Genomic DNA, 13,489 nt, shown 5'->3' with positions numbered 1-13,489 from the left:
GTCAGTCCTCGATGATGCGCGGGAAGAGCATGAAGCCCACGCCCCAATAAATCAGATTGAATCCGAGCAAAAGTCCCAACCATGAGCCCAACTGATTCATGGGGTCTCCTTGCAGTACGAGCGTGGTGGCCTTGGCCGCGGACAGCAGCGCAGGGATGACCAGCGGGAACAATAGCAGAGGGAGCAGCACGTCTCGTGCCCGGGCATTGCTTGAAATCGCGGCATAGACAGTGCCGGGGGCGCTGAGGGCCAGACTGCCCAGGAGGAGGACTGTCCCCAGGTCCACGAAGCCGGTGGCGACGCGGACACCGTAGAGGGCCACCATGACGGGCAGCAGCAGCGTCCCCAGCGCGACGAGCAGCAGCGTGTTGCCCAGGGCCTTGGACAGGTAGATGGCGCGAGGGTCCGCGGGGGCCAGCCGCACCCCATCCATGCAGTTGTTCTCGGACTCGACGCGGAAGGACTCGCCCAGGGACAGCACGCTGGCGAAGAGCACGGCGAGCCAGAAGTAGCCGCCGGCGTTCTTCTCCAGCAGGCGCGTGTCGGGGCCCAGCGCGAAGGAGAACATCAGCAGCGTGGCCATCGCGAAGAAGACGATGGCGTTGAGGCGCGCGCGCGTGCGCCACTCGATGAGCAGGTCCTTGCGCAGCAGGGCCAGCGTGGTGCCGAGCAACCCGATGGGGCGGGGACGCGAGGGCATCATGCGCTCACCGCCCGACCGTCCTCGAGGTGCAGCCGCTCCTCGCACAGGCTCAGGCCCTGCTCGATGAGGTGGGTGGCCAGCACCACGGTGACGCCCGTGGCCTTCAGCTCCGCGATGAGGGCCTCCATCTCGTGGATGCCCGCGGGGTCCAGCTCGCCGAAGGGCTCGTCGAGCAGCGCGAGGGTGGGCGCCTTCATGAGCAGCCGGGCGATGGCCAGCCGCTTGCGCATGCCCGCGCTGAAGCCCCGCACGGGGTTGTCCGAGCGCTTGCCCAGCCCCACCCGCGTCAGCAGGGAGCCAGCGATGTCCTTGGGCGACGGGTGGCCCAGCAGGCGCGCGAGCACGACCAGGTTCTGGTGCGCGGTGAGGTCCTCGTACAGGAAGCTGGCGTGGGACAGGAGCGCGACGTCGCGACGCAGGTCGTCGCGGTCCGTCACCGCGTCGCGGCCCAGCACCTCCACGCGGCCCGCGGTGGGACTCAGCGCGGTGGCCAGCAGGCGCAGGAGGGTCGTCTTGCCGGAGCCGTTGTGGCCGGTGAGCAGCAGCGAGCGCCCGGAGGGGAGCGCGTACGTCAGACGCGCCAGGGCCCAGCGGCGCCCATAGCGCTTGCTGACGTCATGCAGCGCGAGCGCGGGAGCGGCGGAGAGGGAAGCCATCGAGGAGCACGGTCGTACCCGGAATCGGCACTGTCATCCAGTGAAACCAAGGTGGCCGGCCGTGCAGGAGCGGAGCGGCCTGAAGGAGGAAAGAATTTCCAACCCTTGGGGCCCGCCGTGCCCGAGGGGTCCGTCGCCTTTCCACCGTGCCTCGTGTCGACGGGTGAGCAGGATTCCCGTCCCATCGGACCTTCCCTCCAGGTGACAGGTTCCGTCGGCGCATCCTGTGTGGCATCCCACCTGCAATGCTCCCGCTCGAGTTGGGGTGTTCCCCTGGGGAACGTGGGCCAGAGGACCTTTTCCGCGGAGGGCGTGATGGCGACAGCGAGAGTCTTGCGGCGGGCGGTCAAGGCGGCGGCTGCTGGCGTGCTGCACTACAGCGGCATGCGGCGGGCAATGGCGGCCTATCGGCGGGTTCAGTCGGGAGGTCGGCGCATTCTCATCGTGAGTTATCACCGGGTAGTGAGTGACTTCACCGGGGAGCTTCAGCGGTCCATCCCCGGCTTGCTCATCAGTCAGGAGACGTTCCGGCGCCACATCGAGGAGGCCTCGGCGGCGGGCTTCGACCTGGTCTCCATTGGCGACGCGGTGGATGTCATGGCGGGGCGGAGGGTGGCGAAGAAGGACCTGTGCGTCATCACGTTCGATGACGGCTACCGGGACATCTACCGGTACGCGTACCCCATCCTGAAGCAGCTGGGGGTGCCGGCCATCACGTACCTGCCCACGGCGTTCATCGGCACCAACCGGCGCTTCAACCATGACCGGCTGTTCCACCTGCTGCGGCGCACGCAGGAGCGGAACTTCCAGCCGGTGTACGCGACGCTGCCGGACGCGTCGCTGTCGCTGTTGGGGCCCATCCTCTCCGGGCAGAAGACGGTGTCGGCCGCGCTGGATGACTTCATCGGCGAGCACCCCACGCGGGTGTTGACGGCCATCATCGACGGGCTGGAGCAGCAGCTGGGTGGGGGGCAGGACCTGGTGCCCGAGCAGGGCGACATCATGAACTGGGACGAGGTGCGCCGCATGGCGCGCGACGGCTTCGAGTTCGGCGCGCACACGCTGGGGCACACGGTGCTGACGCTGGAGCCGCAGGCGGTGGTGGAGCAGGAGATCCTCGAGTCCAAGCGCACCATCGAGGCCGAGGTGGGCATCCAGGTGCGCGACTTCGCCTACTGCAACGGCTGGTACTCGGACGAGATCATCCGCACGCTGGCGTCGCACGGCTTCCGCTCCGGTGTCACCACGGAGGACCTGCCCAACCGCATCGGCGGGGACCCCTTCACGCTCAAGCGCAAGGTGCTGTGGGAGAACTTCAGCCTGGGCATGTTGGGGGACTACTCGTCGCCCCTCACCGGGTGCCAGCTGGATGATTGCTTCGGGCTGTTGGGGGTGAGCCGGCCGGTGCCGGGGCGCAGGACCCACTCCTATCGCAACGGCCTGTTGGGCAACCTGGTGACACGGCCTGGGAGCTCGTTGACGGAGGCTCCGTGAGCGAAGGTGCTTCAACGGCCGCGTCCGGGGGCTCGCTCCTCGGACGCGCCGGTCCGCTGGTGATGGCCCGGCTGTTCACGGCCGGGTTGACGCTGTCGATTCCCCTCGTGCTCGCGCGGGTGCTGCACCTGGACGAGTACGGGACGTACTACCAGCTCTTCCTGGTGGCCACGACGCTGTACTACGTGCTGCCGTTCGGCGTGGTGCAGAGCCTGTATTACTTCCTGCCGCGCACGCAGGAGAAGCGGCCCTTCGTGGGGCAGACGCTGCTGTTCATGTCCGGCGCGGGGCTGGTGGGCGCGGCCCTCATCTGGGGGCTCCTGGACCACGTGGCGGCGTGGTTCTCCAACCCCGCGCTGCTCGAGCACCGAGGCACGCTGGCGGCCTATACCGCCTTCCTCATCGGCAGCTTCCCGCTGGAGGTCTCGCTGACGGCGCAGGGGCGCACCCGGGCCTCGGCCGCGGTGTACCTGGTGTCCGATGCGCTCCGGGCCTGCGTCATGGTGGTGCCTCCGCTGCTGGGGGCGCCGCTGCATGGGTTGATGGTCGCGGTGGCGGTGTTCGCGGCGCTGCGCTACGGGGCGACGTGGCTCGTGTCCCTGCGGGGCGTCACCGGTCCGCTGGTGCGCGGAGCGCTGTTTCGCGAGCAGCTCGCCTATTCGGCGCCGTTCGGCGCGGCGATGTTGCTGGCCGTGCCGCAGCAGAACGCGCACCTGTACATGGTGGCGGGCGCGGTGGCGCCGGCGATGTATGCGATGTATCGCGTGGGCTGCTTCCAGCTTCCCGTCGTCGACCTGCTCTACACGCCCACCAGCGAGGTGCTGATGGTGCGCCTGGGAGAGCTGGAGCGCGAAGGGCGCCTGGAGGAAGGCGTGGAGGCGTTCCGCGACGCGGCGGGGCGTCTGGCCTATGTCTTTCTTCCCTTCGCGGCCTTCCTCTTCGCGGCGGCGCCGGAGTTCATCGGCGCGCTGTTCGGCGAGAAGTTCCTGCCCGCGGTGCCCGTGTTTCGCGTCAGCGTGCTGGGGGTGGTGCTCTCCATCCTGCCCATGGATGGAACGCTGCGGGCCCGAGGTCTCACGCGCGCCATCTTTGTTTCATATGCGGTGAAGGCCGGGGTGACGGTGCCCCTGGTAGTGCTGGGTGTGAGACATCTGGGGTTGATGGGAGGGATTGGCTCCTGGGCGGTCGCGGAGGTGGTGGGCAAGTTGTTGCTGCTCATCCGACTTCCGGCGGCGCTGTCCACGCCGGAGCGTCCGTTGGGATTGCTGGACATCCTGCCGTGGCCCGCGCTGGGACGCGCGTCGCTGGCGGCGGGGGCGGCGGGGGCCGCGGTCTTCGTGTTGAGGACAGGCGCGGAAGGCGCTTGGGGGCACCTGCCCGCGGGCTTCCTGTGGCGAGTGCTGCCGCTGGCGGTGGCGGGAGTGTTGTTCGTGGTGGGTTATGTCGGGGTGCTCTACGCCGCGGGCGTGCGGCCCCTGGCGGTGCTCGCGGGGTTGCGGCCTCGCAGGGCAGTGTAAGGAAAAGCAGGGCGGAGCCCGAGTGCCGACTTCCCTCCCTGGGGGTCGATACCTAGGTTCCACCCCGTCGCACGGTTGACTTGGGAGGCGTGGATGGGTGTCGATGCGATGACGTTGTACCGGGTGGCTCGTGGACTGCGGTTGAAGAAGGTCCCGCTGCTGCCAGCCTTGCTCCGCAAGGCCATCTACTACCTGCACAGCTCCTACGTTCCAGACGAGGCGGAGATTGGCGAGGGGACGCAACTGGGTTACGGCGGTATCGGCGTCGTCATCCACAAGGCCGCGAAGATTGGACGGCACTGTCTCATCTCCCAGCAGGTGACCATTGGCGGACGCTCCGGAATCGAGGGGGCGCCTGTCATTGGCGACTACGTGCGCATCGGCGCGGGGGCCAAGATCCTGGGCAGTATCCACATTGGCGACTTCGCGGTCATCGGCGCCAACGCGGTGGTGTTGAAGGACGTGGCCCCTGGCACGGTGGTGGCGGGGATTCCCGCGAGGATCATCCGGCAGGACCCTGATCCACTCACCTCGTATCAGCGGGAGATGGGGCTGCTTCCGCGCCGCCCGCCGCTGACGGCGGTGTCGCCGACCGGGTCCTTGCCTCAATAGGGTTTGTCCATGCGCGTCCTCCTTGTCGGTGACTACCCGCCGCCATTCGGTGGCGTGTCGATTCACGTGCAACAGCTTCACGGGTTCCTGCGCAGCCGTGGGGTCGAAGCGCGAGTGCTTGATATCGGGAAGGGCGGCCGGCCGGTTCCGGACGTCCTCCCCGTGCGAGGACTCGTGCCCTTCGGCCTCCGGCTGACCGGGTTTCTCGGCGCGGGGTGGACGGTGCATGTCCACACCAGCGGGAACAACCCGAAGGCCTGGCTGCTGGCGGCCGCCGCGGGGGGACTGCCCGGGGCGCGTGCGCCTCGGTTCATCACGCTGCACTCGGGCTTGTTGCCCGACTACCTGAGGGCTTCGTCCTCGAGGCGGATGTTCGCGCGGGTGGCGCTCGCGGGCTACGCGCGGGTCATCGCCGTGTCGGAGGCGGTGCGCGAGGCGCTCCTGGAGTGCGGCGTTCCGGAGGAGAAGGTGCTGGTTCATCCCGCCTTCTGTTCCTCGCAGGTGCGGCCCGGGGAGGTGCCCGTGCGGGTCGAGGCCGCGCGAGCACGCCGTCGTCCGCTGCTGGCGATGGCGCATCATCCGTCCCCCGTCTACGGGCGGCGGCTGGCGTTCCGGGCGCTGCGGCTGGTGGCGGAGTCCTATCCGGAAGTCGGGCTGGCGTTGTTCGGGCCCGGGACGGACTCCGAGGACTTCATCCGCGATGCGCGGGAGCTGGGCGTGGCGAAGTACCTGGAGCCGCTCGGAGACCTGGAGCACCCCGCGGCGCTGGGGCTCCTGGTTCGCAGTGACGCGTTCCTTCGGCCCACCACCCACGACGGAGACTCCATCTCCGTGCGGGAGGCGTTGACGCTGGCGGTGCCGTGTGTGGCCAGCGACGTGTGCGACCGGCCCGAGGGGACCTGGGTCTTCCCGTCAGGGGACGCGGCGTCGCTCGCCGCGCGCATCCGGCAGGCCGTGACGGCGGGGCGCGTGGCGGTGTCCTCGCCCGACGTGGGGCCGGTGTTGTTGGGGCTCTACGAGTCGCTGGCGCGGCGGCAGCCCGCGCGGACCCAGCCCGCGTCCGCGATGTGAGCCAGGGATTGATTTTCGCCCGCGGAGGTCCCGCGTGGCCCATTCGTGACAGGAGAGAAGACAGATGCGGCGCAGCGATGACATGGACCTGACCCGACGGGCACTCCGGGGGCGTGACCTGGTGGTGTTCTCCAACGACTGGGACGGCGATCCGCTGTCGAAGGTCCACATCATGCGGATTCTCTCGCGAGACAACCGCATCCTCTGGGTGAACAGCATCGGCAACCGCGCGCCTCGGGTGAACACGCACGATGTGAAGCGCATCTTCGGCAAGCTGGAGCGCTTCACCCAGGGCCTGCGCGAGGTGGAGCCCAACCTCCACGTCCTGTCGCCCCTGGCGATTCCGTTCTACGGCTCGGAGTGGGTGCGCGGAGCGAATCGGGAGATGCTCCGGCTTCAAGTGCTGCGGGCGATGAAGAAGCTGGGGTTCCAGCGGCCCATCTCCTGGAGCTTCCTGCCCGCGTCGGCGCCGGTGTCCGGCTCGCTGGGGGAGGAGTTCGTCGTCTACCACTGCGTGGATGAGTTCTCCGCCTTCAGCGACACGAACGGCCGGCACATCGCGGAGCTGGAGGAGCGGCTGCTGCGCCGGGCGGACCTGTGCATCACCTCCGCCGAGCGGCTGCGCGACAGCAAGTCCCGCGTCAACCCGCGCACCGTGCTCGTGCGCCATGGCACCGACTTCCGGCACTTCGTGAAGGCGTGTGACCCGGCGACGCCCATCCCGGCGGATATCGCCCGACTGCCGAAGCCTGTCATCGGCTTCTTCGGACTGGTGGCGGACTGGGTGGACCAGGAGGCCATCATCGCCACGGCGCGGGCCCACCCGTCGGGCTCCGTGGTGGTGATTGGCAAGACGACGCCCGACTGTGACGACTCCAAGCTGCGGGCCGAGCCGAACATCCACATGCTGGGGCGCAAGTCCTACGCGGACCTGCCGGGGTACAGCCGGGCCTTCGATGTCGCGCTGATGCCTTTCAAGATCAGCGAGCTCACGCTGAACGCCAATCCGCTGAAGGTGCGCGAGTACCTGGCCTCGGGGTTGCCGGTGGTGTCCACGGACCTGCCGGAGGTCCGCAAGGTGGGGCTCTGCAAGATCGCCACGTCGACGGATGACTTCGTGCGGAAGGTGAACGAGTGCCTCGCGGAAGGTCCGGGCCCACAGCGTGAGCGCGCGGAGCGAATCTTCAACGAGAGCTGGGATGCGCGCGTGGAGGAGATCCGCCACCACGTGGGCTCCGCGATGGAGGCGGCTGGGAAGTCGCTCTGACCCCTCGGTGCCGATGAGCGGGAAGGGGGGCTGCCTGTCAGCGACGGGGGGCTTCCTGGCCCGCCACGGCCCGCTCCAGGTGCGCGTAGAGGCGGGCCACGCGTGCGTAGTCCACGGGGCGGACGGAGGGCTGTGCGAGGAGCTGGGTGAGCTGCGCCTTGGCGTCCAGGTAGCGGGAGGCGGGGACTCCGCCTTCCTGCTCCAGACGTCGTGCCGCTTCGACGTCCGCCAGGTCCGGAGAGATACCCAGCTGCTCCTGCAACTGCTGTCGCAAGGACTTGTCGAGCTCTGGCAGGAGCTCCTTCTCCACCTTCGCGCGACGCATGAGCCAGCCCATGCTGCGCACATACTCGAGGGCGGAGCGGTGCTTCTCGACGAGCAGCGGTCTGGGTTCTCCGAAGCGGGTTCCGCGCGAGAGGGCGTAGACGCCCGCCACGGCGAGCACCTGGGCCGCGAAGACCCAGATGCCTCGGGAGAGGGGTGGTGGGGGCGCGAGCTGGTGGTGGTATTCGTCGATGACGAGGGGGCCTCGTGACGCGAGTGCGCTCCAGAAGCGCACGTTGTCGAGCAGCTCCAGGCGTCGGTTCTCCGCCAGGTCCGCGCCGGCCAGGACGTAGACCTCGCCCTGTCCGAGCGCCACACGCCACACGGCCACCGCGCCACCGAGGCCCGCGAGGGGAATCGCGCTGGGGTGGTTCACGCGGAGGCCCCGGTCCTGTGAGATCCGCAGGGCGCTGAGTCCACGGAGCGGGCCCGCGTCGAGCCACACGTCCACCGTGGTTCCACCCGCGTCCGCCAGGTCCGTGGCGAGTCCGCGCTCGCTCGCGGGGAGGAGAGGACCTTCCTCCAGCCGCAGCCACTTCTCCAGGGCCGCTTGATGTCTGCCGAGCTCGCGCGGCGACAGGTACACCAGCGTGCCACCTTCCTGGACGAAGCGATCCACCGCGAGGACTTCGGCGTCCGACACGGGCCGGCCGGTGGGTGAGGCGAGGACGAGTGTCCGAGTGCCGGTGGCGAGGGAGTCCAGCGACGTGCGCTGTTCGCTCACGGAGTGGCCGCCTTCGCGGAGGAACAGGAAGAGCGCGCGCGCCCCTTGAGGGCCCACGTTCTCCACGGACGGCACGAGGGAGTCGGGCGTGTCCTGGCCCGTGCTCAGGCCGGCCGCCAAGGCGAGCGCGATGAGCAACCCGAAGATCGCGGTCGTGCGCACGTTCTTCATGCCGCACGCTCCTGGGGCGTTGGCGCAGCGACGGCGGCAAGCGCACTGACGTCTGTGTTGGCGAGCACGCGCTTCATGCCGCACGCTCCTGGGGCGTTGGCAGAGCGACAGCGGCAAGCGCACTGACGTCTGTGTTGGCGCGCACGCGCTTCATGCTGCATGCTCCTGGGGCGTTGGCGCAGCGACGGCGGCAAGCGCACTGACGTCTGTGTTGGCGCGCACGCGCTTCATGCCGCACGCTCCTGGGCGTTGGCGCAGCGACGGCCGCGGTCGCATCCCTGACGGCTGTGTTGGCGCGCACGCTCTTCATGCCTCGGCCTCCGCGCCCAGCTGCGCTTGGAGATGCTCGACGGCGTCGACGAATCGCCTGGCCTCCGCCTCCGGCACAGGGGCCAGCGAGTAGAAAGCCTGGTCGTACCAGGCCATCAGTCGCTCCACCTCGCGAGTGACGGCCTCGGGGGCACCTCGCGTGGGGAGCTCCGCCGCCAGCTCCCGATTCGTCTTCACCCGGTCGGGCCGCGCCAGCCGCCGCTCCTCCAGCGTGGACAGCATGCTCAGCAAGGCCTCGCGAATCGCCTCGCGCGGATGGTCCGCGAGGGCCTTCCTCGCTCGCCTCAAGTGTTCTGGCGGCGCATCCAGCACCAGCGGCGCCGAAGCACTCTCCGCCCCCGTGCGCGCGATGTTCCGTCGCAGGCGCATGGCTCGAACGCGCAGCACGCCCCACAACAACAGGGCGATGGCCAGCCCCAGCATCACCGCACGGGTCGCCACCGCGAAGCCCTGCGCCTCACGGGACTCGAAGAGCCCCTCCAGCCACGCTTCCAGCTTGCGCAGGAACTGCTTCACCAGGTCGCCATGCCGCTGCCGAGCCTTCGAGAACTCAGGACGGTCGAGCACTTCCTTGAGGCGCTCGCGTTCGCTGGCGGGAAACTCCGTCACACCCGTGGCGGCTTCGCGACGCTCCAGTGCACAGGCGCGCTCGAGGAAGTCCGCCACGTGCTGGACCTGCTCCGGCGCGGGGACATCGGGCTCCTCGTGCGGGAGCGGCATTCCGCCCATGCTTCGCCGCACCACCTCCAGGGCTCCGTGCAGTTCCTCGGGACGCGACCGCGCGGTCTCCTCGAGCGCGCGCACGGTGGCCTCCCGCTCATCGCAGGGAAGCGCGGACAGCAGGAGCAAGAGGGGCAGGGGAGACACGCGAGGGCTCGCGGAGAAGAGGGGTCAGGCGGCTTGGGTCGAAGGGGGCTCGCTGCCCATGCGCTGCTCCAGGTCCAGGCCCTCGCGGCGCACGCGCATGTCCACGTAGAAGAACGCGCAGGCGACGAAGTTGACGGGCGAGAAGAACGCCTGCGCCGCCACCTGGAGTATCTCCACGGGAACCAGGAGGAGCTGCGGTGTCCTCGCGAGCGTCCCCGCATCGAAGGGATTGCCGTAGGGCAGCATCACCAGCCACGAGGGGATGCTGAAGACGAGGTGCACCGAGAACAGGATGAGGCTCACCACGGTGAAGAGAATCATCGCGCGGACCATTCCGCGCCCCAGGAAGCCCGGCTCCACATGCCCCGCCAGCAAGGCTCGCGAGCGCTTGAACGCGGCCCACGCGCCCAGGTCCTCCATCGCGAGCACGGGCGGCAGGAGGAGGAAGCGCAGGAAGTACCAGAGGAACGCCGCGAGCAGCCCCAACCCCGCGAGCAGGATTCCCACCACCATCAACACCGTGCCCAGGACCGAGGAGTCCATGGCCGTCGCGATGCCGCCCGCGACCACGAGAACCCCCCCCGGTACCGTCAGCAGCAGCGACACGCCCGTGGACCAGAGCAACGACAGGAGAAAGGCGCCCGTCACGGGGCCCAGCATGGAGAACCCTCGGCGCAGGCTCTCCTTCGGGCTCACGGGCGTGCCCAGCTGCGCGCTCACGATGTACCGGGAGCTGGCCACCATCGCGAGCCAGTAGCTCCAGATGAGGAACATGAACAGCGCGAGCCACAGCGCCGTGGAGCCCGCGATGCGTCCCAGGGATTCGAGCGTGGGCTGCGGCCGGTCGGGCTCGTAGAGCATCGGTGACAGCCAGCGCGTGAGCTGGAGCACACCCTTCGTCGCGATGTAGTTCACGAGCGAGTAGCCCAGGCTGAGCAGGAACAAGGGCTTGAGATGGCCGCGCCAGAACGTGACGGCACGGTCAATCAGCTCCCCCAGGGCCAGGGGACGCAGTTCGGAGGCGGAGGTGGGCGAAGTCACGAGGCGGGCAGCATAGCCCGGGGCGGGCACGCGGCCAGCAGGGCTCGTGCCGCGCGAGCGGGGTCCTCGGCTTCCAGCACGGCGGAGATGACGGCGAACCCCGCGGCGCCCGTCAGTCGTCCCGCTGTCTCCCCGCTGATGCCTCCCAGCGCGAGCGCGGGACAAGGCAGGTGTTTCGCCAGGGAGAAGAAGCCCTCGGGCCCGAGCGTCTCGCGGGTGTCCCCCGGCTTGGAGCCGGGCGCGAAGACGGGGCTCACCAGCGCCATGTCGGCGCCGCGGGCGGCTCGGGCTTCTGCTGCATCGTGGACGGCCACGCTGACCCAGCGGCCCTCGGGAAGGTGACGACGCACCTCTTCGGGAGCAAGGCCGTGCGAGGGCAGATGCAGATGTGCTCCCACGAGGAGCGCGACATCCAGGCGACCGTTGACGAACAGCGGATTGCCTCGGGCCTGGCACAGCGTCGCGAGGACCCGTGCCTCCTCGAGGAACGTCCGCCCGGAAGCCTCCGGGTGGCGGTGTTGAACCGCCACCTCGGGTCCGACCTCCAGCGCCTTCGCCAGCGCGCCCAGGAGCCGCTCGCGCGGCAGGCGCCAGTCGGTGATGACGACGAGCCGGGGGAGGGCGGGTGCCACGCGGAAAGCCCCGGCCCCGGTGCTACTGGACGATTCCGTCGATGGGGCTGGACGCGGAGCCGTAGGCCTTCCGGGGGATGCGCCCCGCGAGGTACGCGTCGCGGCCTGCCTCCACCGCCTTCTTCATGGCGATGGCCATGCGCACCGGGTCCTTGGCTCCCGCGATGGCCGTGTTCATCAGCACGCCGTCCACGCCCAATTCCATGGCGATGGCCGCGTCGGACGCGGTACCGACGCCCGCGTCGACGATGACGGGGACCTTCACCGTCTCGAGGATGAGGCGGATGTTGTGCGGGTTGCGGATGCCCAGGCCGCTGCCGATGGGCGCCGCCAGGGGCATCACCGCCGCGCACCCCGCGTCCTCCAGCTTGCGCGCGGTGATGGGGTCGTCGCTGGTGTAGGGCAGCACGGTGAAGCCCTCCTTCACCAGGACGCGGGCGGCCTTCACCGTCTCCTCGACGTCGGGGTAGAGCGTCTTCTCGTCGCCGAGGACCTCCAGCTTCACCCACTTGCTCATGCCGAGTTCCTCGGCGAGCCGGCACGTGCGCACCGCGTCGTCGGCGGTGTAGCAGAGGGCCGTGTTGGGCAGCAGGCGCAGGCGCTCGCGGTCAATCCAGTTCATGAGCGACGCCTCGCCCGTGGCCTTCAGGTCCAGCCGGCGCACGGCCACGGTGACCATCTCCGTGCCTGAGGACTCGTGGCAGCGCTTCATGATGTCGTGACTGGGGTACTTCCCCGTCCCGAGGATGAGGCGCGAGGAGAACGTCACTCCCGCGATGGTGAAGGGCTTGTCCTGGATGCTCATGGTCCTCTCCTCGCTACCCGCCGCCGACGAAGGTGACGATCTCCACTCGGTCCCCGGGCTGGAGGTGATGCTCGGGGTGGCGGGCGCGGCGCACCACCTCGGCGTTCACTTCCACGGCCACACCCGGACCTCCGATTCGAAGCGACTCCAGCAGCGCCGAGAGGGTGACGGCCTCCGGCACCTCGCGTGTCTCTCCGTTGACCCAGACCTGCATGGCGTCTCGGCTCCTTGGGATGGGGACCGGGGGACGCACTACAGGGGGGATGCCGTGAAGTCAACGCACACTCTGGCCGTACGTCCGCCATCGTCATCGCTATACTTGGCGTCATGCTCATGGCTCCCAGCAGGCTTCTCTCCTCCGCGCTCGTCGTCGCGCTTGGGCTGCCGCTCACCGCATCCGCTGATGAGCCCGCCGTCGCCACCGTGGATGCTCCCGTGCGCGCGCCAGAGCCCCTGCTCCGTGGCCACCGCTTCGCCTTCGTCGCCGGGGGTGTGCTCGCCGCGGGGGGCTTGGGGCTGGGCTTCTTTGCTCGAGGAGAGGCCCGTCGCGCGCAGGGGCTGACGTCCGCCCGCGATGCTCGCGACACGCTGGACCGGGCTCGCTCCGCCTCCACGGCGGCGAACCTCATGTATGCGGCCGCCGGTGCCGCGGTGTTGTACGGCCTGGTGCTGGAGTTGCTGCCGGACGAGGCCGCGGACGCCGCGAACCTCACCTACCATTTCTGACCGAGCCCCCCGTGGCCCTCCGTTCTCCTGTCCCCCTCGTGGCCTGTGGCGCGCTCCTGGTCGCCGTGGCCTGCTCCATCAACATGGATGAAGTCGCTGGCCAAGCCTGCTCGGAAGACTCCGAGTGCCCGAGCCTGTACGCCTGCACGGCGACGGGTGTCTCGGGGCAGCGCACCTGCGAGGTCATCTATCCGCCGCGGTACACCGAGCTCGACGGGGGCGGCACCGACGCGGGCCCCGTGCCCACGTACTGTGACGACGTGCAGCCCATCCTCGCGGCGACGTGCGTGGGCGCCTGTCATGGCGCGGACACCAGTGGCAGCGGCCTCTCCACATTCCGGCTGGACTACTACGAGCCGACGGGCAATGGCGTGCCGGGCGCGCGGGCCAAGGCGCTGCGCATCCGCGTTCGCGCGTCGGACTCGAAGGACATGCCGCCCGCGGGCAATCCGGCGCCCACCGCGGAGCAGCGTGCGGTGCTCGCGCGCTGGGTGGCGGGCGGTGCTCCCCTTTGCGGTCCGGACGCTGGGCCCTGACGTCGCGGCCCCC

At 69.5% G+C, this 13,489-nt stretch carries 15 protein-coding genes; 7 read left to right on the top strand and 8 right to left on the bottom strand.

What is annotated here, in order from left to right; all coding sequences use genetic code 11:
• Position 1: 1 nt before the first annotated feature.
• A complete protein-coding gene (locus tag MYSTI_RS23240; protein WP_015350235.1) occupies positions 2–703 on the bottom strand; it encodes a heme exporter protein CcmB in 702 nt (233 codons plus the stop codon).
• Positions 700–1,359, bottom strand: a complete 660-nt coding sequence (gene ccmA / locus MYSTI_RS23235) for a heme ABC exporter ATP-binding protein CcmA (protein WP_015350234.1) — start codon at positions 1,357–1,359, stop codon at positions 700–702. Before ccmA ends, MYSTI_RS23240 begins: the two co-directional genes overlap by 4 nt.
• Before the next feature lie 396 nt (positions 1,360–1,755).
• Between ccmA and exoL the strand changes: the two genes are divergently transcribed.
• The 5 genes from exoL to exoP all read left to right on the top strand — a co-directional run bounded on the left by exoL (position 1,756) and on the right by exoP (position 7,320).
• Positions 1,756–2,853 carry a spore coat polysaccharide deacetylase ExoL gene (gene exoL / locus MYSTI_RS23230; RefSeq protein ID WP_044281265.1) on the top strand — a complete coding sequence of 366 codons (1,098 nt, stop codon included), beginning with the start codon at positions 1,756–1,758 and terminating at the stop codon, positions 2,851–2,853.
• Between the two features lie 62 nt (positions 2,854–2,915).
• Positions 2,916–4,370, top strand: coding sequence for a spore coat polysaccharide flippase ExoM (gene exoM / locus MYSTI_RS23225; RefSeq protein WP_420811526.1), 1,455 nt, complete (start codon positions 2,916–2,918; stop codon positions 4,368–4,370).
• A 93-nt stretch (positions 4,371–4,463) separates the two neighbouring features.
• Positions 4,464–4,982 (top strand): serine O-acetyltransferase, encoded by a 519-nt coding sequence (locus MYSTI_RS23220; protein ID WP_015350231.1) that lies wholly within the window; start codon positions 4,464–4,466, stop codon positions 4,980–4,982.
• A gap of 9 nt (positions 4,983–4,991) precedes the next feature.
• Complete coding sequence (locus tag MYSTI_RS23215) at positions 4,992–6,053, top strand: glycosyltransferase family 4 protein (protein ID WP_015350230.1); 1,062 nt, start codon at positions 4,992–4,994, stop codon at positions 6,051–6,053.
• Between the two features lie 64 nt (positions 6,054–6,117).
• On the top strand, positions 6,118–7,320 hold the full coding sequence (gene exoP, locus MYSTI_RS23210) for a spore coat polysaccharide biosynthesis glycosyltransferase ExoP (protein ID WP_015350229.1): 1,203 nt from the start codon (positions 6,118–6,120) through the stop codon (positions 7,318–7,320).
• A gap of 37 nt (positions 7,321–7,357) precedes the next feature.
• On the opposite strand, the gene MYSTI_RS23205 is transcribed toward exoP, so the two are convergent.
• From MYSTI_RS23205 to thiS, 6 genes are all read right to left on the bottom strand, one after another.
• Positions 7,358–8,539 carry a DUF4350 domain-containing protein gene (locus MYSTI_RS23205; protein WP_015350228.1) on the bottom strand — a complete coding sequence of 394 codons (1,182 nt, stop codon included), beginning with the start codon at positions 8,537–8,539 and terminating at the stop codon, positions 7,358–7,360.
• A 306-nt stretch (positions 8,540–8,845) separates the two neighbouring features.
• Positions 8,846–9,736, bottom strand: coding sequence for a DUF4129 domain-containing protein (locus tag MYSTI_RS23200; RefSeq protein ID WP_015350227.1), 891 nt, complete (start codon positions 9,734–9,736; stop codon positions 8,846–8,848).
• Between the two features lie 24 nt (positions 9,737–9,760).
• Positions 9,761–10,777 (bottom strand): hypothetical protein, encoded by a 1,017-nt coding sequence (locus MYSTI_RS23195; protein WP_015350226.1) that lies wholly within the window; start codon positions 10,775–10,777, stop codon positions 9,761–9,763.
• Positions 10,774–11,409 carry a thiamine phosphate synthase gene (locus MYSTI_RS23190; protein WP_015350225.1) on the bottom strand — a complete coding sequence of 212 codons (636 nt, stop codon included), beginning with the start codon at positions 11,407–11,409 and terminating at the stop codon, positions 10,774–10,776. The genes MYSTI_RS23195 and MYSTI_RS23190 overlap by 4 nt, the downstream gene beginning before the upstream one ends.
• A gap of 22 nt (positions 11,410–11,431) precedes the next feature.
• Positions 11,432–12,214: a thiazole synthase gene (locus MYSTI_RS23185; protein ID WP_015350224.1), complete on the bottom strand. Its 783-nt coding sequence runs from the start codon at positions 12,212–12,214 to the stop codon at positions 11,432–11,434.
• Positions 12,215–12,227: 13 nt separating this feature from the next.
• Positions 12,228–12,428, bottom strand: coding sequence for a sulfur carrier protein ThiS (gene thiS, locus MYSTI_RS23180; RefSeq protein ID WP_015350223.1), 201 nt, complete (start codon positions 12,426–12,428; stop codon positions 12,228–12,230).
• A gap of 119 nt (positions 12,429–12,547) precedes the next feature.
• Between thiS and MYSTI_RS23175 the strand changes: the two genes are divergently transcribed.
• Positions 12,548–12,940 (top strand): hypothetical protein, encoded by a 393-nt coding sequence (locus tag MYSTI_RS23175; RefSeq protein WP_233277934.1) that lies wholly within the window; start codon positions 12,548–12,550, stop codon positions 12,938–12,940.
• Positions 12,941–12,951: 11 nt separating this feature from the next.
• Positions 12,952–13,476, top strand: a complete 525-nt coding sequence (locus tag MYSTI_RS23170) for a hypothetical protein (protein WP_015350221.1) — start codon at positions 12,952–12,954, stop codon at positions 13,474–13,476.
• The last annotated feature ends 13 nt before the right edge of the window (positions 13,477–13,489 follow it).

It is taken from the genome of Myxococcus stipitatus DSM 14675, assembly GCF_000331735.1.
GTDB lineage: Bacteria > Myxococcota > Myxococcia > Myxococcales > Myxococcaceae > Myxococcus > Myxococcus stipitatus.
This window is presented reverse-complemented; position numbering and strand designations above follow the sequence as displayed.

Bases quoted from the DNA above. Each gene is read 5' to 3' on its own strand.
- thiS (WP_015350223.1), bottom strand. From the start codon at position 12,428: ATGCAGGTCTGGGTCAACGGAGAGACACGCGAGGTGCCGGAGGCCGTC.
- exoP (WP_015350229.1), top strand. From the start codon at position 6,118: ATGCGGCGCAGCGATGACATGGACCTGACCCGACGGGCACTCCGGGGG.
- MYSTI_RS23175 (WP_233277934.1), top strand. From the start codon at position 12,548: ATGGCTCCCAGCAGGCTTCTCTCCTCCGCGCTCGTCGTCGCGCTTGGG.
- MYSTI_RS23240 (WP_015350235.1), bottom strand. From the start codon at position 703: ATGATGCCCTCGCGTCCCCGCCCCATCGGGTTGCTCGGCACCACGCTG.
- MYSTI_RS23220 (WP_015350231.1), top strand. From the start codon at position 4,464: ATGGGTGTCGATGCGATGACGTTGTACCGGGTGGCTCGTGGACTGCGG.
- MYSTI_RS23185 (WP_015350224.1), bottom strand. From the start codon at position 12,214: ATGAGCATCCAGGACAAGCCCTTCACCATCGCGGGAGTGACGTTCTCC.
- ccmA (WP_015350234.1), bottom strand. From the start codon at position 1,359: ATGGCTTCCCTCTCCGCCGCTCCCGCGCTCGCGCTGCATGACGTCAGC.
- MYSTI_RS23215 (WP_015350230.1), top strand. From the start codon at position 4,992: ATGCGCGTCCTCCTTGTCGGTGACTACCCGCCGCCATTCGGTGGCGTG.
- exoM (WP_420811526.1), top strand. From the start codon at position 2,916: ATGGCCCGGCTGTTCACGGCCGGGTTGACGCTGTCGATTCCCCTCGTG.
- exoL (WP_044281265.1), top strand. From the start codon at position 1,756: ATGGCGGCCTATCGGCGGGTTCAGTCGGGAGGTCGGCGCATTCTCATC.
- MYSTI_RS23205 (WP_015350228.1), bottom strand. From the start codon at position 8,539: ATGAAGAACGTGCGCACGACCGCGATCTTCGGGTTGCTCATCGCGCTC.